We start from the raw sequence: 20,874 nt of genomic DNA on the forward strand, positions 1-20,874 counted from the left end.
GAGCGCGCGGGCCGTTGGATGATGGCGCCGCAGCAGAGGTAAGGGCTCTTCGTGCGATCTCGCGGATGAGTGTTCCATCCATGTTGAAATCGGCAGTCCAGTGAGTTCAATGTTGGCTATCTGAAGCTGAGCGGAATCAAAGAAATTCCTGACATGCTGCAAAATTACATTGAGTATCAATATGAGGCTTATTTGGCGTCGCTACCATTGATGGACGAGAAAAATTTGGAGCAGATAAGGCTTGATGCGGCGAAAAACAACAACGTCACGGGCTCAGATAAATCCAAGCGCCGTTCGGATTCGTAATTGCTTCCATGCTGCGACCTCTCGAGTGACTAAAAGCGCTTGCTTGCTCATATTAGGCTGACCTGGATGATTGAATCGCTTCTAGTCTCGTAGACGCGTGACCGGCCGGTTTGGGTCGGTTAGCGACCACCACGCAGCATGACTGATCCACCCTTGTCCTCCCTCAACGTGGAGGACAAGCCATGAAGATTATTGCTACATACAGCCATCAGCCTTGGAACAAGGGAAAGCTTGTCGGGCAGAAAGCCCCGCTCCGAGTCAGAGATATCTGGGCCATCCGGGTCAGGCTCCAGCTCGCGGAGAAGACACGGGATCTGGCCCTCTTCAACTTGGCCATCGACAGCAAGCTGCGCGCCTGTGACTTAACCAAGCTGCGAGTACGAGACATAGCCCATGGGGAACATGTGTCGTCACGGGCCATCGTGATGCAGCAGAAAACTCAGCACCCAGTCCAGTTTGAAATCACTGAGCAAACCCGAACGGTTCTGGAGGCTTGGATGCATCAGGCCCACCTCCGCAGTGAGGACTTCTTGTTTCCGACCCGGTTGCACGGCTCAGATCATCTCTCCACCAGGCAATACGCTCGAATAGTCAAAGCATGGGTAACAGCCATTGGCCTTGACCCAACCATGTACGGTACTCACACATTACGGAGAACCAAAGCATCGCTGATCTATCGCAGGACGAAGAACCTGAGAGCAGTTCAACTCCTACTTGGCCATACGAAGCTTGAAAGCACCGTCAGATACCTGGGCATCGAGGTCGATGATGCCCTGGAAATGGCGGAACAGACGGAAGTCTGAACACCCACTGCGACGGTCGATGCTAGACCGTCGCTGTCCGGCCATGAGGAGACATTTGCTGCTTGGCTTGATCAGAGAAATGAAAGTCCGCAACACGCCAATGAGCTGACCTTCGCAGAAGCACTTGCGATGTCGGCTCACTGGACGAATGGCTAGCGAGCCCAACCACCCTGCTGCTGGGCAACTTGATGATGTTCCCTGGGCAGGCCGACGCGCAGAGCCGCCAGTACCTGATCGCTTACCCCAAGAGCTTAAAGTAAGCACGTTGCCGGCATGGTTCTGTCTGGGCGAGCAGCATCCGACGCATCAGACTGTGAGATCGAGCACGATGCGGCCTTCGATCTGGCCTTTGTGCATACGGGTGAAGATGTCGTTGATGTTTTCCAGGGGTTCGCTGTGGACCGTCGCCTTGACCTTGCCTTCGGCAGCGAAACTCAGCGCTTCCTGCAGGTCTAGCCGGGTGCCGACGATGGAGCCGCGCACTGTGGTGCCGTTGAGCACCATATCGAAGATCGACAGGGAGAACTCGCCCGGCGGTAGGCCGTTGAGGACGATGGTTCCGCCGCGGCGAGTCATGCCCAGAGCTTGTGCGAAAGCCTTTGGCGAGACGGCGGTGACCAGCGCGCCATGGGTTCCGCCAATTTCACTCTTCAAGTAGGCTGCCGGGTCCTGGTCGAGGGCATTGACGGTGAGCGTGGCGCCAAGGTGCCGGGCGAATTCCAGTTTCTGATTGTCCACATCCACGGCGGCAACGTTCAGGCCCATGGCCTTGGCGTACTGCACTGCCATATGGCCGAGGCCGCCGATGCCGGAGATTGCTACCCACTGTCCGGGGCGGGTGTCGGTCATCTTCAAGCCTTTATAGACGGTCACGCCGGCACACAATATGGGGGCGATCTCGATGAATTCGATGTTGTCCGGCAAGTGACCGACGAAGTTGGCGTCCGCCAGGGCATATTCGGCAAAGCCACCATTCACCGAGTAGCCGGTGTTCTGTTGGGATTGGCAGAGAGTTTCCCAGCCGCCCAGGCAGTGCTCACAATGGCCGCAGGCGGAATGCAACCAGGGGACGCCTACCCGGTCACCTTCCTTGACGTGCTTGACTCCGGCCCCCACGCCGACGACCTGTCCCACTCCCTCGTGGCCTGGAATGAAGGGCGGCTTGGGTTTGACTGGCCAATCGCCTTCGGCGGCATGCAGGTCGGTATGGCATACGCCGCAGGCGGCAATCTTGACCAGGACCTGGCCCGAACCGGGGGTAGGTACCTTCACTTCCCGGATTTGCAGCGGTTTGCCAAACTCATGAACGACAGCGGCTTTCATTGTTTTAGGCATGGTGCAGTCCCCATGGATATGTGGCGCGTTTAATCAGTGAAGATCAGTTTTTGCCAGTTCGCCACAGGATGTGGGGTGCTGCGGTGTCGTCTGATTGAAATAACCAGTGTTATCGGGTGAGGTGCTGTGGCCGATGAGCCGACATCGCAAGTGCTTCCGCGAAGGTCAGCTCATTGGCGTGTTGCGGACTTTCATTTCTCTGATCAAGCCAAGCAGCAAATGTCTCCTCATGGCCCAGAGTGTGTAAAAACGTCAGATTGGGTTTTCTATATCGACGATAGGAGACCGTGCTCACGTTTCGCAAACTGATCAAGGTCACGACGTTTTCAGGAACAGTTAAAACGGCTCAGTAGCCTCTTAAAGCCCTTTGGATGGGGTAAAAAAGACCGGTTTTTACGCCGTTAACGCTTTCATCAAGCCAGTGGTGCCGATAATTTTCATGACCCGTTTCAGGTTGTAGGCGAGCACATTCAGGCTCATCTCTGCACTCACCCCGTTCAGTTTTCGGGTCAGGAAGTGTGTCGCGCCCATCCATTGCTTGAGCGTCCCGAAGGGATGCTCAACAGTCCGTTTTCGGATCCGCATCATTTCCGGCGCGTTGCTCAGCCGGTTCTGCATTTCCTCCAGTACGGCTTCATGCTCCCAGCGTCGAACCCGCCGTTCCGTGCTCGGTGTGCACTGCGGTTTCATTGCGCAGCCCCGGCATTTCGAACTCCAGTAACGGTGCAACGTCAGGCCTTTTTCAACGTTGGTATAGCGCCAGATCAGCGCCTCTCCAGCCGGACAAATGTATTCGTTTTTCGCTGTGTTATAGATGAAGGCATCGTTATTGAAGCGCCCGTCTGCTTTGGCTCCAGAGGTCATTGGCTTGGGCACATAGGCAGTGATGTTGGCATCGTGACAAGCCAGGATTTCTTCGCTTTTGAAGTAACCTCGGTCAGCCACTACCGACAGCGTTTCTGACGCCATCGCTTCGCGGGCCTGCTTGGCCATCGAGCTGAGTTGATCGCGGTCGGAGCCGACGTTGGTGACCTCATGCGCAACGATCAAATGGTGCTGGGTATCGACCGCTGTCTGCACGTTGTAACCGACGATTCCCGTGCCGCGAGTCATCATGGAGCGGGCGTCTGGATCGGTCAGTGAGACCTGTTTATCCGGCGATTCGTTGAGCTGAATTTCAATGACCTGTAACTCTTTCATCTGGGCTTTGAGCTTGTCGATTTTCTCTTGCAGACGAGTAGCCTTGGGCTGAGCGATTGAGGGTTCTTGCTGATCGGCTTCGTCGAGAGCAGTCAGATACCGATTGATACTCGATTCAATTTCTTCCATTCGCCGCTTCAGCTTGGCACTGGTGAAATTGCGGTCACGGTTGTTGACGGCCTTGAATTTACTGCCGTCGATGGCAACCAGATTTTCTCCGAATAATCCCAGCTGCTGACACAGCACCACGAACTGGCGGCAGACGCCTCGGATGGCCTTGCTGTTGTCTTTTCGGAAGTTGGCGATGGTCTTGAAATCGGGCATCAAACGCCCGGTCAGCCACATCAGCTCGACGTTGCGTTGGGCTTCTCGTTCCAGGCGCCGGCTCGACTGAATGCGGTTCAGATAGCCGTAGATGTAGATCTTCAGGAGGACAGCGGGATGGTAAGCCGGCCGGCCAGTATCTGCTGGTATGGCACCTTCAAAACCCAGTTTGACCAGGTCAAGTTCGTCGACAAAGACGTCGACTACGCGCACCGGATTGGTATCCGTGACGTAATCGTCGAGGCTCTCGGGAAGTAAGGTGCTTTGGCCTCGATGCTCACCTTGAATAAAGCGCTTCATGGGCGATCCTTGCGATGAAATCCTCAGAAATCATAGCAAGGGTTCGCGAAAGCGTTTTTACACACTCTGGGCCGATTGCTGCCTGTCGCCTCATTCAGCTGTGGTTCGGCATCGGTGGCGGTATCGATATACAGCGAACCTGAATCCTCCATCCGCGGTTGCCAAGTAACTGGCGACACACCGTGCAATGCGGGCCGCTGCATCTCTTTAAACCCAATGGATCGCCGCAAAGGGTCCATGGTCAATATATTGAGAGGACAGGCCGACATGACCGCTACAGCCGAACTGCTGGGCAATAGCGACCACCCACGGGGCAAGCTTGGTGAGATCGCCGAGGCGCTGCTTGAGCCCCTCGCCGATGACGCTTTGATAGCCAAGGCTGAGGATGAGCTATGAGCACGCACATCGGGATCAGCTAGTGTAAGAGCTTGCGGGATCACGTAACGACTCAGAGAGGAACGACAATGATCGAAGATTTGAAAGTCCGGGAAAGAGCTTACGAGTTGTGGGAAAAGGATGGTCGTCCGCAAGGATCTGAAGAGCTTTATTGGCGTCTCGCGCAAGAACAGCTTGAGGCAGAAGCCGCCCCTGAGCCGGTTCCTACCGAATGGGAAACCGGCTTGGATCAAGCATCTGCGCCTGAAGATATCGAACGGGATACTAATAGTGAGTGGCCCGCGAAAGGTGAAGCCAGCCGCGTTGATCGCTGAGAATAGTTGTGCGGCGTGCAGTAGTAGCGTTCGCGGTTTATCTCCAGGTAGGAACCGACGTCCCTGACCGATGCAGCGAGCAAGCTTGCTGGCTTGTCAGAAATTCGGCGGCAGTCGGCTGCAGAAGGGTCTGCCCGGACCCGACCGTGCCCACGAAGATCAATGCAGCGGCGAGCAGGAAGAAGAAACGCTTCATCGTGCCCCCTGGGAAGATCATTCGGGACGGCCTGGCTCAACGTACCCGACTGAAGGCCGTCAGTGCCTGCGCGGTGATTGTCGTGCGCGCGCGAGCCGCCCACCCTCAGCCGAGTTGCTCGGCAAGCCCGACGATGATGCCCTCAGGCCCACGAATATAGGCGAGCCGGTACGATTCCTCATACTGCATCTGGCCAATGAGTTCTACGCCATGGGCCTGCAACCGCGCAACGACAGCATCGACGTCATCGACGGAAAACATGATGCGACGAAGACCCAAAGTGTTCACTGGCGCGTCCACGGGCCCAAACCTGACTGCGTTTGGCGTGTGAAATTTGTCCAGTTCAATTCCCTGCCCATCGGGAGTCCGCAGCATCACGAGGGTGGCTCGGACGTCTCCAAGCCCTATGAGGCTCCCGATAGAAGACCCTTCAACCGTCGTTTGGCCCTCAAGCTCGAGGCCCAACTCGATAAAGAACGCCTTCACCGCTTCGAGATCGTCAACAACTATCAGGATGTTGTCCATTCGCTTGACTGTCATATCCTTCGGTCCTTCTTTCAATGGTGTCGAGAATTGGTGGCATTGGCGTCTGGGTCGAGCCGGGCGGATGATTAGTCGGAGGAAACAGCCTACCCGAGAGCTACCCTTGTCGACTGCCTGCTTTTGGCCGATTTCTGCCTGTCGCGACCGGCTTAAAACGACCCATACCAGCCGTTCACATCGGGGATTACCAAATCGATACAAGTGTCTATGCACCCTCCACATCTTCGTACTTCAGGAGGCAATAGAACGAGCCATTTGGCGGCTGGCGCCGGGTGGCTGGCCGGTGATGCGCTTGAAGGCGCGACTGAAGGCCGCCTGCGAGGTGTAGCCCAGGCGCTGCGCTACGGCTTCAATAGGCAGTCGCTCGAGACTCAGCCATTGACTGGCGAGGCGCATCCGCAGTTCCGTTGCATAGCGCAGCGGGGGGATGCCGATAGTGGCCTGGAAGCGTTCCGCGAAGACCGAGCGAGAGGTATTACATTGCGCCGCCAGTTCCGCCACGGTCCAGTCACGCGCCGGCTCTCGGTGCAAGGCCAGGAGTGCGCGGGCCAGCCTGGGGTCGCGTAACGCGGCCACCAAGCCAGAAGCGTTGCCGCAGGCGCATTCAACCCAGCCGCGCACGATCATGGCCGCCACTACGTCGGCGAGGCGAGCGAGGATGCCTGCGAAGCCAACGCGTGCGGAGCGAACTTCGCGCTCCATGGAGGCGAGAATCGGCATAAGCCCAGGGTAACGCTGCCCCCTGGCATCAATCAGCATCAGATCAGGCATCAACCCACCGAGACCTTGCATGCTTCCGAGTTCAAACTCCATGCAGCCGCTGAAGATAATAGTGCTGGGGCTGACATCGGCACCGGGTGAAGCATCCACGGCGCAGACCGCGTCGCCGAGAGGGGCCGCATCAAAGCTACCGATGTCTTGGGCGAGTACGTCCAGGCTTGAGAGAAGCTGATGGGCTTCACCCTGGGCGATGAACACGGCGTTGCCGGCCGACAACTCGTACAAAGTGCCGTCTTCCGCACGCAGGACGGCGGTGCCGACGGCGAGGAAGTGGAAGTAGGCGTGTCCTGGTTTGGCAGCGAAGCCCAGCCCGAAAGAGGGGCCAGCTTGGATGCGACGGTACTCGACGCCCCGCAGGCGCATGCCGCGCAACAGTTCGTTGATGAGATCGGAGGATAAGGCGAACTGATCTAGAGATGTCATTTCGGGGTTTCGGTCAAAAACTAAAGACTTTGCATCATAGAACATCCTGGTCTGCGTCCATAGACTTCTGGTTGAGATAAATTCCAGAGGTGTTTAATGATGAATAATGGGGTGTGTGACGTTGTAGCCGATGCGCGCTTTGGCTACGAGGCTGATGTAGAACCTGCGACGCCGGCCTGGATGGCGGTATTTTCGCTGGCGATGGGCGTGTTTGGATCGTTGACGGCGGAGTACCTTCCAGCCAGCTTGCTGACGCCGATGGCCGTTGAACTGGGGGTGTCGGAAGCCTTGGCAGGGCAGGCGGTGACCGTGACGGCGGTAGTGGCGCTGTTCTCCGGGTTACTGGTGCCAGGCTTGACGCGAGCGATCGACCGGCGAGTGGTGTTGCTGTGCTTTTCCACGCTGATGATTGCCTCCAACCTGCTGGTGGCTTTCTCTTCCAGCCTGATGGTGCTGCTGGGCCATGGTGGTGGCCGAACTCGCCGACCCGGACCCGCAGACCGGCAAACGCCTGGACTACCTGGAATTCAGCAAACGCCTGGAAGACGATGTCCGCGCCAAGTATGCCGACAGCGCCTATGACGTGCAGATCATCGGTTTCGCCAAGCAAATGGGCGACATCGGCGCCGGCGCGACCAGCGTGATGGGCTTTTTTGCGCTGGCCTTCCTGCTGACCCTGGCCGCGGTGTACTGGTACACCCGCTCCTGGGTACTGACCTTTCTGCCGCTGTGCTGTTCGCTGGTGTCGGTGGTCTGGCAGTTCGGCACCATCACCTTGCTCGGCTTCGGGCTTGATCCGCTGGCGATTCTGGTGCCGTTCCTGGTGTTCGCCATTGGCGTGTCCCATGGCGTGCAGCAGGTCAACTTCATCTCCAAGGAAGTGTGCAACGGCGCCGATGCGATGACCGCCGCTCGCCGCAGTTTCGGCGGTTTGTTGATTCCGGGCACCTTGGCCTTGATTACTGCTTTCGTCGGCTTTGCCACTCTGGTGCTGGTACCGATTCCGATGATTCGCGAACTGGCGATTACCGCCTCGGTCGGGGTTGCCTACAAGATCATCACCAACCTGATCATGCTGCCGGTGCTGGCCAGCTTCTTCCATTTCGACCAGGCCTATGTCAACCGGGTCAAACGCCTGCAAACCTGGCGCGATGGTGTGATGAGCAAACTCGGGCACCTGGCCGAAACACGTAATGCGGCGATCGGTTCGGTTTTGTGCCTGGTGCTGCTCGGTATTGCCGTCTGGCAGAGCCAGGGCCGACATGTCGGCCACGTGTTACCGGGGGCGCCCGAGTTGCACAGCGATTCACGGTATAACCAGGACGTGGAAAGCGTGGTCGGTCATTTCGGCCTGGGGTTGGACCTGTTCACCGTGGTGGTGGAAACGCCGAAAAACGGTTGCTACCAACATGAAGTCATGGCTTACGCCGACCGCCTGACCTGGTTCCTGGCCAACGTGCCGGGGGTGTTGTCGGCGCAATCGTTGCCGGCACTGACTAAGCTCTCAGCCTCGGGTGTCAACGAGGGCAATCCGAAATGGGCAGCGCTGCCGGTCGATGAACTGAGCATCGGTGAAGCCGTGCGCCAGGTGCCCGAGGTGCTGCGCCTGTACAACGCCGATTGCACGGTGCTGCCGATCAACCTGTACCTGGCCGACCACAAGGCGACCACCCTGAAAACCGTGGTCGCAGCGGTGCAGCAGTATCGGACGGAACACCCCATGAACGGCATCACCGTGCGTCTTGCCAGTGGCAATGCCGGGGTGCAGGCGGCCACTAACGAAATCGTCGAAACCTCCGAGTTGCCGATGATGCTCTATGTTTACCTGACCATCGTGCTGCTGGTGCTTCTGGTCTATCGCGACTGGCGGGCGATGGTTGCCTGCTGTGTTCCGCTGACCCTGGCGACCTTCCTCGGCTATTGGTTCATGAAGTCGCTGGACATTGGCCTGACCGTCGCCACCTTGCCGGTGATGGTGCTGGCCGTGGGTATCGGCGTGGATTACGCGTTCTACATCTACAACCGCCTGCAACTGCACCTGGCCGAAGGGCAGGACATCGTCACGGCGTTCAAACTTGCCCTGCGCGAGGTCGGAGTGGCAACTATTTTTACCGCCATCACCTTGTCCATCGGCGTGGCGACCTGGTCGTTCTCGGCCTTGAAATTCCAGGCCGACATGGGGTTGCTGCTGACCTTCATGTTCATGGTCAACATGCTGATGGCGATCACCTTGCTACCGGCCATTGCAGTGATGCTGGACGTGCTGATACCGCGGCGGGGGCCTGTCCGTGCGCCTCTGATTGCGCATTGATCGAGGGACGTGAAATGTCGAACAAAACGATTTCGCTGCCACGCCTGTTAGCCATCGCTGCGTTGTTCGGCCTGGCAGGGCAGGTGCTCCATAGCCACGGCGCCGAGCTATCGGCCATGCGCCTGGCCCAGGCACAACAGGCGCCACTGGTGGCGGTCACCCAGGTGGGCGCCGGCCTTGTTGCCGTGGGTGATCACGGCGTGGTGGTGCACTCTGTCGATGGCCAGCAGTGGCACCAGGCCAAAGTCGTGCCGGTGGATGGGCTGCTGACGGCGCTGAGTTTCGCCGATGGGCAAAACGGCTGGGCCGTGGGGCATGGCGGGGTGTTGCTTCGCACCAAGGACGGCGGTGAAACCTGGACGTTACAACCGCCGCTGGAAGGCAAGCCAGTGCTGCTGTCGGTGTGGTTCGAAAACACCCAACACGGCATTGTCGTCGGCGCCTACGGCTTCGCCAGCGAAACCCGCGACGGTGGTCGCAGCTGGCAGCGCTTGAGCGTGAGCAACGATGGCGACGATTACCACCTCAACCAGATCTTTGCCGGACGCAATGGTCACCTATTCATCGCCGGGGAGGGTGGTAACGCCTACCGGTCTCCCGACAATGGCACGACTTGGGAAACCCTGGACACCGGCGTCAACGGCTCGTTGTGGGGAGGCGCGAGCCTGCGCGACGGCCGCGTTCTGTTGGTGGGCATGAGCGGACGGGTGCTGGTCAGCGACGACCTGGGCGATACCTGGCAAACCAGGGACAGCGGCAGCCAGGAAGCCATCACTGCGGTCGTCCAGCTCAACGACGGTCGCGTAGCGCTGGTGGGCAATGGCGGGCTGGTGGCCGTCGCCGATCAGGGTTTGCAACGCTTCAAGGCGCAGGTCCGCGCCGATCGGCAGAACCTCGCCGCACTCGCGCCGCTGGGCGATGGACAACTTGCGCTGTTCGGCCCACAAGGTGTGTTGACGCAGGATCTGACGGATACCCATTAATCCGCGCCGGTGCAGACCGGCACACTCAAACAAGAATCTGGATGGAGCACAACGCCATGCTGGGATTGATGCAAGATCAACCGCTACTCATTTCGTCGGTCCTCGAACACGCGCTCATGGCGCATCCGAGGAGCGAAATTGCCTCGCGCACGGTCGAAGGGCCCTTGCACCACTGCACCTATGCCGATATAGGCAGGCGTGCCAAACAACTGGCCAATGCCCTGACCACCCTGCAGGTGCAGCCCGGTGAGCGGATCGGCACCCTGGCCTGGAACGGTTACCGGCATATGGAGCTGTATTTCGCTGTGTCGGGAATGGGGGCAGTCTTGCATACCATCAACCCGCGGCTGTTCCCTGAGCAGATCGAATTCATTGCCAACCATGCTGAAGACCAATACCTGTTTTTCGATCTGTCGTTCGCCTCGCTTGTAGAGCAGCTCGCGCCCCGGATGAAGACCGTCAAAGCTTTCATCGCCCTGACGGATCGCAGCCGGATGCCGGACATCGAGGTGCCCAATCTGCTGTGTTACGAGGACCTGATAGACGGCCAGAGCAGTGAGTACGACTGGCCTGTACTCGATGAAAGGACGGCTTCCTCGATGTGCTACACCTCGGGCACCACTGGCAATCCGAAAGGTGTGCTGTTTTCGCACCGTTCCTCGATTTTGCATTCCATGGCGCTGTGCACATCGGAGGGCTTTGGCCTGTCGTCGGCGGATTCGGCGCTGCTGGTGGTGCCGATGTTCCACGTCAATGCTTGGGGCATGCCCTACGCGGCGGCCATGTGCGGCGCAAGGCTGGTGCTACCGGGGCCGGCGCTGGACGGCGAAAGCCTTTACGAGCTGATGCGTACCGAGGAGGTGACCCTGGCCCTGGGCGTTCCGACGGTTTGGATGATGTTGCAACAACACGTCGAGTCCTGTGGCCTGGACCCGGCGGCGGACCTGCGTTTGAACCGGGTAGTGATTGGCGGGGCGGCAGCACCGAGGACACTGGTCGAGACATTCGAAACCCGTTTCGATGCCCGGGTGCTGCATGCCTGGGGCATGACCGAGATGTCACCGCTGGGCACAGTCTGCAACCCTCTGCCCAAACACCGCGATGCTTCGGCGGCTGAACGGCTCGATCTGCAGGCCAAACAGGGGCGGGCGCTGTTCGGGGTGTCCATGAAGATCGTCGACGAGGAGGGCACCGAGTTGCCCCGTGACGGCAAGGCCTCCGGTCATCTGCTGGTCAAGGGCCCCTGGATTGCCAAGCAATATTTCCGGGGCGAGGGCGGGAGCATTCTCGATGATGCCGGCTGGTTCGACACCGGTGATATCGCCACCATCGATTGCGATGGCTACATGCAAATCACTGATCGTGCCAAGGATGTCATCAAGTCTGGTGGCGAGTGGATTTCCTCGATCGACCTGGAGAATGCCGCCGTCGGTCATCCAGCGGTGGCCGAGGCAGCCGTTATCGGTATTCCCCATGCCAAGTGGCAGGAGCGACCGTTGCTGGTCGTGGTGATCAAACCCGGCAAGGCAGCCAGCAAGGAAGAACTGCTGGAATACCTTGAAACCCGGGTCGCGAAGTGGTGGCTGCCGGACGACGTCGCTTACGTCGAGGCACTGCCGCATACGGCAACGGGCAAACTGCAAAAAATGAAGTTGCGCGAGCAGTTCCGCGACTATCGCCTGGAAGAGGACAATTTGTGCAAGGACATCACCCGCCAAATTTCGTCAGATTGACGGCTTTTGGATTGGGATAGTGTTCGAGTGACTTCAGGTATTCGCCGATCAACTTCATATACGGAGCAAGGACCCAAGCGTTCACCGCGACGGTATTGACCTCCTCACGGGGGTCCTGCTCGATATTAAAGATCGATGGATAACCGGTCAGTTCGGCGCGGTAGCCGCCAACGCCAGCCATGGAGGGATTGCCGGCCGAACTGATGAACTGCTTCGGATAGATGCGGAACTGCCGCCAACGCACGGCAACGATTTCGTCACCGATGAAGGTGATCAGACTTTCACGCTTTGAAGCGGCCTGCTTACCGATGAGGAGATCGCTCTGGTCGACGCCGTCGATCGGCCGATCTGCGGGAATCGGTGCGCCAATGATCTTCGCAAGCGTCGGAAAGACATCGTGGATGGACAGCATCGCGTTGCTCGCCCGTGGCGCGATCCTGCCTGGCCACTTGATCATGGCCGGCACACGCAATGACCCTTCCAGCGCATCGCCGAGCTCGCCACGGAACGGGCCGTTCGAGCCTCCGCGGAACTCGGGCGGTCCCTCAGTCGGTGCAGCGCCATTGTCGGACAGCCAGATCACGATGGTGTTGTCTTCGATGCCGGCGGTCTTGATGGCGTCCAACACTTGGCCGGTGCGATGATCGAGCTCCATGATCGCGTCACCATAAGGACCAATCCGCGACTTGCCGTCAAACTCGGGAGCGACCAGGGAGGGGTAATGGGTATTCGTCCAGCCGACGAAGAGCAAGAACGGCTCAGGAGCCTTGGCCTGGCGCTGGATATATTCCACCGCCGAATTGGCAATATCGCCCTCCACCTGTCGGCGGTAGTCCAGCGTATAAGGGCGGATTTTTTTGAGATCGCCGTTTGCCTCGGACTCCCAGATGGCAGCCTCGGACGCCGAGATCTGCGCCTCGGGTAGTCCGGTGCGCTGCATACTGTCGCGATACAGGGTGCTATCGCTGGTTTCGATAACGCCAACCCGGTACTGGTCAAAGCCCTGGCGTGTCGGCCAGCTTTGCTCGCTTGCCCCCAGATGCCATTTGCCAATGTAGCTCGTCGCGTAGCCCTGGCTCTTGAACAGCTCGCCCAGTGTCACTTCATTGGCCTGGAGCGTATTCGGCGTACCCGCGACGATGATGCTGCCAAGGCCTGCACGTGGCGAATAGCGTCCAGTTTGCAGCGCCGCGCGCGAGGGCGTGCAACCTGGCTCTACCAGAAATTGCGTAAAGCGCACGCCTTCGCTGGCCAACTGGTCGATGCTAGGGGTGGGCATGCCCCGAACCTCGCCCGCACCATAGGCGCCAAGGTCCCCATAACCGACGTTGTCGGCCAGCATGATGACGACATTGGGTTTGTCCTGGGCATTTGCGCAGCCCATGAATGCGATCAGGAACGACAGTAGCCGGATACGTTGCATTGTTTGCTCTCCACGGTTGCGCACTGACTGCCCAGGTTCAAATCAATCGGTCGGCTGCTCGGCGTACAACCACTTCCGGTTGCGGTACAGATAGGCAATCAGGCGGAAATAGGTTTCCGGCATCCAGCGTTTGAGTCGCCAGGCCCATTTGGCGTCAGGCTGGGTCATGACGTAGAGGCGGCCCTTTTCCAGCGCGCGAAACACATCGTCGACAATGTGTTCGGAGGTGAATCGGGACTTTTTCAGTTGGGCCAGCAGGCGCTTTTCCATAGACCGCTCGCTGGTGAGCGAGTCGCCCAGCGATGTCGCGAACACGGTCGGGCACACCACGGTGACGCCGATATCAAAGCCGCTGAGTTCGGACTTGAGGGTCTCCGACAGGGACACGACGCCAGCCTTGGCCACGTTGTAGGGCGACATTTCAGGCCCGGACAAGGTCCCGGCGCTGGATGCCGTGTTGATGATGCAGCCGCCGCCCTGATTCTTGAGCAAAGGCACGAAGGCGCGGCAGCCATAAATCACGCTCCACAGGTCGACGTTGATGACTTTTTCCCACTCTTCCAGGGGAAGGTCATCGATCATGCCTGCCGACGCAATGCCCGCGTTGTTGAACACCAGGTCGACGCCGCCCCACAGTTGTTTGACGGTGTTGGCTGCGTCATGCAAGGCCTCTTGCCGGGTGACGTCCAACACCATGCTGAAGGTCTCGGCGCCGCGTTGGCGCAACTGCGCCTCGGCCTGCTCCAGTCTTTTCGCGTTGATGTCGGCGATCAGCAGTTTCCAGCCTCTGCTTGCCAGATGCATGCAGATGGCCAGGCCAAAACCGCTGGCGGCACCCGTCACGAAGGCGCGTTTTGCCGGGTATTTCTGTTCAAGTTTCATGATTGCTCGCAATGCCGTTGTCGTTGCAGAAATAAGCGGTCGTAGGCGGGGGAATGCTCAGTGCACAGCCCTGGTCTTACCCTGCCAATACGCTTTACGCAGTTCGGTTTTCAGCACTTTGCCCGCCGGGCTGCGTGGCAATTGCTCGATGAAATCGACGCTCTTCGGGGTCTTGACGCTCCCCAACCGTTCCTTGACCAGCGCAATCAGGTCGTCATCCGTGCAACTCTTGCCAGGCTTGAGCTGGACAATCGCCTTCACCGCTTCACCCCATTTGTCATCAGGAATTCCGATCACGGAGCAGTCCTGAACGGCTTCGTGGGTTGTCAGTACCTGTTCGATTTCGTTCGGATAAACGTTGAATCCACCGGTGATGATCATGTCCTTCTTGCGGTCGACAATGGTGATATAGCCGTCCTCGGCCATGACCCCGACGTCACCGGTGTGGTGCCAGCCTTGTTGACGGACTTCGGCAGTTGCCTGGGGATTCTTGTAATAGCCCGGTGTTACCAGATCGCCGCGGATGCAAATTTCACCTGCGTCACCGCGCGCGACTTCCTCACCTTCGTCATTCAGGATGGCGACGGTATTGAGTACGCAGGGCCGGCCAATGGATTGCAGGCGTGCTTCATTGATCGTGCCGTCCGCGCCGATGTAGTCCCAGGGCGCTTTGGCGGTAATCGCCGCCGGTGCTTCGGACTGACCAAATGCCTCGGACATGACCGGGCCGAACACCTGCACGGCTTCCTTCAGTTTCTCCAGTGACGTCGGCGCAGCGCCGACCAGGAAATGCTTCAGCGAGCTATAGTCCCGCTGGCGGATATCAGGCAACGCCAGCAGCATGTACAGCACGGTCGGCGGCAGGAATAGATGGGTGACCTTGTATTGTTCAATCGCGTCGGCAACCGCTTCAGGGACGGCGGCGGCCATGATCGCGTTGGTCCCGCCACGCGCGAAGTGCAGACACCCGGTGAGGCCGGCGGTGTGGGTCATGGGCGCCACCACCAGATGGCACGTGCTGTCGTGATAATCGAAGTGCGCGTAGAAGTTGCTGAAGAAGGTATGGATGTTGCGATGGGTAATCATCACTCCCTTTGACTTTCCGGTCGTACCACCCGTGGGGTACAAGGCAAAGGTATCGTCCAGGCTGCCCGTTCCCACGGCCGGGATGTAGCTCGCCGGTGCACCTTGCGACCAGGTCGCGAGGGAAGTCCCCACGCCGCAATCGCCGTCGATGCAAACGAGCTGCCGAAGGCCGGGGCAACGCTCCTTCAGTTGCGCTGCCTCATTGGCGTAGGTGCTATGGAACAGCAGCAGCTCGCCCTCGAAGTCATTGAACAAATCCACATTGGCCGCCACCGTGTTGCGCGGATTGACCGGCAGCCAGACGCAACGTGCGCGGAACACGCCCAGCAGCGCCAGGAAGGCGACAGTGCTATTGGGAGCCAAAACGCCGACATGGCCACCGGCACTGAACCCGTTATGGGCGATCGCGCCGGCAATGGCTTGCGTCACTGGAGCCGCCTGGGCATAGGTCACTGCGCTGGCATCGTTGCCAACGTCGACGAAGGCCAGATTGTGCGGGTAAAAACGAACGGCGTTATCGAAGTGATCGATGATCCGCATGGCAAATGCACTCCATTAAACAGGTTTCCACAACGACTGGTTTTTCCGACACAGCGTTATCCTCGGGCCGCATCTGGCAGCCCGGGAATGTGGTTGATTGGGGCGTTAGGGAATCAGTTGGCGCGTTGGTAGGCGCGGCTCAGCCAGCGCATCCCCTTGAGCTTGAGCACGTTGGTTTCGCCATCCTCGATCATCGATGCCCGTGCGTCGCGCATAAGTTTCTCGATTGGATACTCCTTGGTCAGGCCATTACCACCGAACAATTGCAGCGCTTCACTGGCGACCTGGAAGGCGGTCTCGGTGACGTAGGTCTTGCTGGTAATCGACGCCAGCAGGTGAGGGCCTTTTTCGCTGTAGTTGTAGGCGAACACGCGATGGGCAATCGCACGTGAGAGCTCGACTTTCTGCCACAAATCGAAGGTCCGCAGCTGCACGCTCTGATGGTTGATGATCGGTGTGCCGCCTTGCTTGCGCTCGTGAACATACGCCAGCGCATGCTCGAAGGCTGCGCGGGCCACGCCAGTGAAGGTCGCCGCCATTTCCATGTTGCCGAACGTCAAGGCGCCGAAGAAGCTGGTGATGGCCGCTTCACCCTCGGCGAGCGCATATTTCCTCGGCACTCGGACTTCATTGAAATAGATCTCACCCTGGGGCAGGGCGCGCTGGCCAAGTTTTTCCAGCGGTTTGCCCTTCGAGACACCCGGCAGGTCGAGCGGGATGAGGATGGCGATGTGATTCAGCCCAGCGCCATTTTCATGCTCCAGGCCATTGCCGTAGTCGCAAGGGATGTAGGCCAGCGCAGTCTGGGCCAGTGGCGCATACGACACCCAAGCAGAGGACTGGCCTTGAATGATCACTTCATCGCCGACGACTCGTGCATAAAGATTGCCGCGCGATTGTTTGTTGCCACGCTGGACCAGGTCGGCATCGATGTCGACGATATCGCTGCCGCGGTCGGGCTGGGTCGCGAGCCAGCAGCCAGGGAGTGCGCCGAATCGCTCGATGATTTCCGGGTTGCCGCTGTTGTGCGCTGCATATGCCGGGAAAGAGGAGGCCAACGTGGCGATAGCCAGCCCCGAATCGCCCCAGCCGAGCTCTTCAAAGATGATCGGCATGATGCGCGACTTCTGCTGGCTGTCCATCGCCGCCAGCGCGCCGAGATCGAGCAGTCCGGATTCGTGCACCTGACGCATGTAGTCGAACAGGGGAGAGCCCGGCGCAACCACTTCCTCGGCAGTCATTTTGTCCAGCTCAGCGCCGATCGGGCGCATGACGTTCTTGGCGAAGCTGTGCGCCACTTCCTGAATGGCCCGTTCTTCTTCCGTCAAGTCACTTTCCAGACCGCAAAGGCCCAGCACAGGCTCGACAATTTTCTCCAGATCGAACATCGATAATTCCTCTTGTTATTGTTCCAACCGATTGACCGAGAGTAATCCGTAACGAAAACGCCGACTTATCGAATCGGGCACAGCACTTGTCCCTGTGACCCTTATTTAAGGGGGCTCGATAAGTCGGTGAAGCAGGCCACCGCTGATGATCTGATTAACTCGGGAGGGGGATCTGCTAGATGCGATTAGCCACCGCAAATCGGGTGTTGCTCAAGTAGCGCCAAAATAACGCTGCGTAGAGAATGTCCACCGATGCCAAGGCCGGTAACGGCCAGGGGATACTGCCTGCCAACCAATGGCCAAAAATGAGGATCACAAACAGGGGTTTCAGGAGCACCCCGAGCAGGATGTACGGGCGATAGCGCACTGGATCGACGCTGATCATCCAGTACACCCAACCGAACATGACCACCAGGGCCATGGTGATCTGAATAAACAGGGCAGACGTCGGCGTGATTTCCAGTCCCATTAGATCGGCGACCGGACGCATAGCCACCAGCAATGGAAGACCTGCGAGTACGTTGAAGCAAGCGGCGGATTTGAACAGACCATTGGTGTAATTGTTTGGCATGTTGCGTTTCCCTCAACCCAGTCGTTTGAGTAGCGCTGGAGTCATGGTTTCACTTCCTCGATCTCGCCTGGCCGCCAGGTCTTGTTGAACCACGGCTCAAGTGGCCCGTAGAGACGAAGCACCGTGTTCCAGCCTTTGCCCGGCGTGGTTTGAACCCAGTTGCTTTCCTTGCCGGGCGGCGCCTTAGGGCCGAAGTACAGGTCCACCGAGGTATCGGGGTTGATCACGATGCCTTTGCGCTGGCTGCCGATACTCGGGAACTGCTGATCGGTCTGCAGCATCGAGCGCGTCTGATTGTCGTAGAGCACGATCGACCAGAAGTTCTTCGCCGGAATATTGGCCGGCAGGTGCAGCCGGTAGGTCTTGGCTCCATCAAGAGGCTGCTGATTGGCGTCTACGAATGCGGTCGCGTATTGCGACCCGACGCCCACCATTTTGGCGATCATCGCCGGTGTGTTGCCGGTGGCGTAGAAGTAGAAGTACGTGCGTGCGTCGAGCAAGCGAACGCCGTCACGCTCGTAGCGATGGCTGCCACCGATGAAGGGCGTACCCCAGGCGCTGTTCGGATAGAAATACGAATCCTTGATGCGCGCGCGGAACGTGAGAGTGCGTGCCGTGGCGCTGCCGACGGCTGCAGCCTCGGTGAGAATCTTCTTCATTCGGGTGTCAGGCACGAACGGTTTGCCCTTCTCGATACCGATGGCGGCCAACAGGCCGAGCGTTTCCGGGTCCATCGCCGCGTTTGGCTCTTCCTGCACCACTTCGTTGACCTCGTCGAAGAAGTTGATGTCCATGGCGTGGATGGTATTGAACGCCTTGCCCGAGACATTGACGAAGGTCGTCGCCGGCGGCTTAGCGGCCTGCGCCAGCGGATAGATACGCAGGTGCTGCTGGATGTTCTCGACGCCAGGTTTCGGGTCGCCATTGACCTGAAACGCCCGGGTGATGAACACATTGCCGAAGGTCGGTGACCTGAACACGAAGTAGCCTTCCGGCACGGGGCCGTCGTACCCCGGCGGCAGCAGCAAGTACTTGCCACCCTTGCCCTTGTCGGGTCCGGCGTTGCCGAGGTCGCCGACGTAACGGAACCAGAAGTCGTCAATGATGCTGAGGGTGTTGGGTGGGCTTTCGATGACGATCGGTCCGTCCTTGAGGTCGATCCAGGCCCAGCCGTAGATGCTTTCGCTGTTGCCCGTCAGGAACAGCGACTTGGCATCCATCAGGTTCTCAAACAGCGCAACGGTCTGGTTGGCCGGTCCGAACTCGGTGATGCCCTTGCGTATCGCCGACAACGAAGCCGCCGGCATGGCCGTGAGGAATGCCTGCACGCCGCGCTGGAAGTCGAGGTTGTCGTAGACCTTCTGCACCGTCGCCTCGTCCGGGAAACCGTCGGTGAACCTCAGGGGGCCGAGCCGCGTCTCGAGGTTATTGGGTGTCACGATCGAAGGCGGGATGTCCGTTTTGTAGTTCTGGGCGAATGCCGACGACACCGTGGAGGCACCGAGCAGCATCAGCATCGCAAGTCTGATGTTCATCAATTTATTCCTTACATTTGTCCGCGCCAAAAGGGTCACTTGATCTCTTCGATTTCACCCGGTTGCCAGGTCTTGTCGAACCAGGCATCGAGCGGGCCGTAGAGGCGGAAGAGGGTGTTCCAGCCTTTGCCGGGAAGGGTTTGCACCCAGTTGCTTTCCTTGCCGGGTGGCGGCTTGGGACCGAAGTACAGGTCTACCGAGGTATCGGGGTTGATCACGATGCCTTTGCGCTGACTGCCGATGCTCGGGAACTGCTGGTCGGTCTGCAGCATCGAGCGTGTCTGATTGTCGTAGAGCACGACTGACCAGAAGTTTTTCGCCGGGATGTTCGGCGGCAGGTGCAGCCGGTAGTTCTTGGCCCCGTCGAGTGGCTGGCCTTTTGCGTCGACAAATGCCGCCGCGTATTGCGAGCCGACACCGATCATCTTCCTGACCAGCGCGGGGGTATTGACGGTGGCATAGAAGAAGTAGAACAAGCGGGCGTCGAGCTGGCGGACGTCGTCTTGCAGGAATTGATAGTCACCGCCGGCGAACAGCTTGCGCCAGGCACTGTTCGGGTAGTGATAGGCATCCTGCGAACGGGGCCTGGTGGCGATTGCGCGCGCAGTAGCGCCGCCGACCGACGCCGCTTCGGTGAGAATTTTCTTCATCCGCGCGTCAGGCGCGAATGGCTTGCCTTTTTCGATGCCGATGGCGGCGAGCAGTCCGAGCGTCTCAGGATCGAGCGCCGAGTTCGGCTCCTCCTGCACCACCTCGTTGACCTCTTCGAAGAACGAGAAGTCCATCGAATGGATGGTGTTGATCGTTTTGCCGGAGATGTTGACGAAGGTGGTCGCCGGTGGATTGGCGGCCTGCGCCAGCGGATAGATGCGCAACTGCTTCTTGAAGCTCTCGACCGCAGGTTTCGGGTCACCGTTCACCACAAAACCACGGCTGGCGAACCAGTTGTTGAAGGTGCGAGATTTGAATACGTGGTAACCCTGCGGCACTTCCCCCTCGTAGTCTGGAGGGAGTAACAGGTACTTGCCGCCCTGGCCCTTGTCGGGACCGGCATTACCGAGGTCAGTGACGTAGCGGTACCAGAAGTCATCGACGAAGCCGAGGGTATTGGGTGGGCTTTCGATCACGACCGGCCCGTTCTTCAGATCGATCCATCCCGACACATAGACACTTTCGCTGTTGCCCGTCAGGAATAGCGATCTGGAGTCCATCAGGGTCTCGGTGATGAACAGGGTTCCGTTGTCTGGACCGAGCGACCTGATCCCTCTACGCATTGCCACCTGCGATGCAGCGGGAATCGTCGAGATGAACGCCTGCACGCCGCGCTGGAAGTCGAGGTTGTCGTAGACCTTCTGCACCGTCGCATCGTCTGGAAAACCGTCGGTGAAGCGCAGGGTACCGAGCCGTGTCTCGAGGGTGTCGGGGGTCACGATCGAAGGCGGGATTTCGGTCTTGTAGGTCTGGGCAACTGCCGTAGAAGCCACGAGTAAACCGAGCACGAT

The 20,874-nt window shown here is 58.9% G+C and carries 18 protein-coding genes and 1 pseudogene; 8 read left to right on the plus strand and 11 right to left on the minus strand.

The window, feature by feature from the left end; translation table 11 throughout:
- Window positions 1–153: 153 nt before the first annotated feature.
- Both ACA064_RS09170 and ACA064_RS09175 read left to right on the plus strand, forming a co-directional pair.
- Complete coding sequence (locus ACA064_RS09170) at window positions 154–306, plus strand: hypothetical protein (protein WP_497673065.1); 153 nt, start codon at window positions 154–156, stop codon at window positions 304–306.
- 182 nt (window positions 307–488) lie between these two features.
- Window positions 489–1,109 carry a tyrosine-type recombinase/integrase gene (locus ACA064_RS09175; protein WP_497673066.1) on the plus strand — a complete coding sequence of 207 codons (621 nt, stop codon included), beginning with the start codon at window positions 489–491 and terminating at the stop codon, window positions 1,107–1,109.
- A gap of 306 nt (window positions 1,110–1,415) precedes the next feature.
- Here ACA064_RS09175 and adhP read toward each other — a convergent pair whose 3' ends face one another.
- Window positions 1,416–2,444, minus strand: coding sequence for an alcohol dehydrogenase AdhP (gene adhP, locus ACA064_RS09180; RefSeq protein WP_497673067.1), 1,029 nt, complete (start codon window positions 2,442–2,444; stop codon window positions 1,416–1,418).
- Window positions 2,445–2,837: 393 nt separating this feature from the next.
- A complete protein-coding gene (locus ACA064_RS09185) occupies window positions 2,838–4,268 on the minus strand; it encodes an IS1182 family transposase (RefSeq protein WP_497672996.1) in 1,431 nt (476 codons plus the stop codon).
- Window positions 4,269–4,535: 267 nt separating this feature from the next.
- On the opposite strand from ACA064_RS09185, the gene ACA064_RS09190 reads away from it, so the two are divergent.
- Together ACA064_RS09190 and ACA064_RS09195 are read left to right on the plus strand one after the other, a co-directional pair.
- Entirely contained in the window at window positions 4,536–4,664 is a 129-nt protein-coding gene (locus tag ACA064_RS09190; protein ID WP_497673068.1) for a hypothetical protein, read from the plus strand.
- Window positions 4,665–4,732: 68 nt separating this feature from the next.
- On the plus strand, window positions 4,733–4,978 hold the full coding sequence (locus tag ACA064_RS09195; RefSeq protein WP_497673069.1) for a DUF2934 domain-containing protein: 246 nt from the start codon (window positions 4,733–4,735) through the stop codon (window positions 4,976–4,978).
- 301 nt (window positions 4,979–5,279) lie between these two features.
- Here ACA064_RS09195 and ACA064_RS09200 read toward each other — a convergent pair whose 3' ends face one another.
- Both ACA064_RS09200 and ACA064_RS09205 read right to left on the minus strand, forming a co-directional pair.
- Window positions 5,280–5,714, minus strand: a complete 435-nt coding sequence (locus ACA064_RS09200; RefSeq protein WP_497673070.1) for a VOC family protein — start codon at window positions 5,712–5,714, stop codon at window positions 5,280–5,282.
- A gap of 234 nt (window positions 5,715–5,948) precedes the next feature.
- A complete protein-coding gene (locus ACA064_RS09205; RefSeq protein WP_497673071.1) occupies window positions 5,949–6,920 on the minus strand; it encodes a cupin domain-containing protein in 972 nt (323 codons plus the stop codon).
- A 99-nt stretch (window positions 6,921–7,019) separates the two neighbouring features.
- On the opposite strand from ACA064_RS09205, the pseudogene ACA064_RS09210 reads away from it, so the two are divergent.
- From ACA064_RS09210 to ACA064_RS09225, 4 genes and pseudogenes are all read left to right on the plus strand, one after another.
- A pseudogene (locus ACA064_RS09210) lies at window positions 7,020–7,379 on the plus strand (MFS transporter); the annotation flags it as partial.
- Between the two features lie 4 nt (window positions 7,380–7,383).
- Window positions 7,384–9,231 (plus strand): efflux RND transporter permease subunit, encoded by a 1,848-nt coding sequence (locus tag ACA064_RS09215; protein ID WP_497673072.1) that lies wholly within the window; start codon window positions 7,384–7,386, stop codon window positions 9,229–9,231.
- A gap of 14 nt (window positions 9,232–9,245) precedes the next feature.
- On the plus strand, window positions 9,246–10,214 hold the full coding sequence (locus ACA064_RS09220; RefSeq protein ID WP_497673073.1) for a WD40/YVTN/BNR-like repeat-containing protein: 969 nt from the start codon (window positions 9,246–9,248) through the stop codon (window positions 10,212–10,214).
- A gap of 56 nt (window positions 10,215–10,270) precedes the next feature.
- Complete coding sequence (locus ACA064_RS09225) at window positions 10,271–11,947, plus strand: 3-(methylthio)propionyl-CoA ligase (protein ID WP_497673074.1); 1,677 nt, start codon at window positions 10,271–10,273, stop codon at window positions 11,945–11,947.
- Here ACA064_RS09225 and ACA064_RS09230 read toward each other — a convergent pair.
- From ACA064_RS09230 to ACA064_RS09260, 7 genes are all read right to left on the minus strand, one after another.
- The gene (locus ACA064_RS09230) at window positions 11,922–13,370 is read right to left on the minus strand and encodes an arylsulfatase (RefSeq protein WP_497673075.1); all 1,449 of its coding nucleotides are present in this window, start codon (window positions 13,368–13,370) and stop codon (window positions 11,922–11,924) included. The two genes, ACA064_RS09225 and ACA064_RS09230, sit on opposite strands and share 26 nt — an antisense overlap.
- Window positions 13,371–13,412: 42 nt before the next feature.
- A complete protein-coding gene (locus tag ACA064_RS09235; RefSeq protein ID WP_497673076.1) occupies window positions 13,413–14,252 on the minus strand; it encodes an SDR family NAD(P)-dependent oxidoreductase in 840 nt (279 codons plus the stop codon).
- A gap of 57 nt (window positions 14,253–14,309) precedes the next feature.
- Window positions 14,310–15,878 carry an AMP-binding protein gene (locus ACA064_RS09240; RefSeq protein ID WP_497673077.1) on the minus strand — a complete coding sequence of 523 codons (1,569 nt, stop codon included), beginning with the start codon at window positions 15,876–15,878 and terminating at the stop codon, window positions 14,310–14,312.
- A gap of 113 nt (window positions 15,879–15,991) precedes the next feature.
- Window positions 15,992–17,266 carry an acyl-CoA dehydrogenase family protein gene (locus tag ACA064_RS09245; protein WP_497673078.1) on the minus strand — a complete coding sequence of 425 codons (1,275 nt, stop codon included), beginning with the start codon at window positions 17,264–17,266 and terminating at the stop codon, window positions 15,992–15,994.
- A 175-nt stretch (window positions 17,267–17,441) separates the two neighbouring features.
- Entirely contained in the window at window positions 17,442–17,837 is a 396-nt protein-coding gene (locus ACA064_RS09250; protein WP_497673079.1) for a hypothetical protein, read from the minus strand.
- A gap of 41 nt (window positions 17,838–17,878) precedes the next feature.
- The gene (locus tag ACA064_RS09255; RefSeq protein WP_497673080.1) at window positions 17,879–19,372 is read right to left on the minus strand and encodes a DUF1254 domain-containing protein; all 1,494 of its coding nucleotides are present in this window, start codon (window positions 19,370–19,372) and stop codon (window positions 17,879–17,881) included.
- A gap of 35 nt (window positions 19,373–19,407) precedes the next feature.
- Window positions 19,408–20,856 carry a DUF1254 domain-containing protein gene (locus tag ACA064_RS09260; RefSeq protein ID WP_497673081.1) on the minus strand — a complete coding sequence of 483 codons (1,449 nt, stop codon included), beginning with the start codon at window positions 20,854–20,856 and terminating at the stop codon, window positions 19,408–19,410.
- Between the last annotated feature and the right edge of the window lie 18 nt (window positions 20,857–20,874).

Source organism: Pseudomonas sp. LBUM1658, assembly GCF_059716055.1.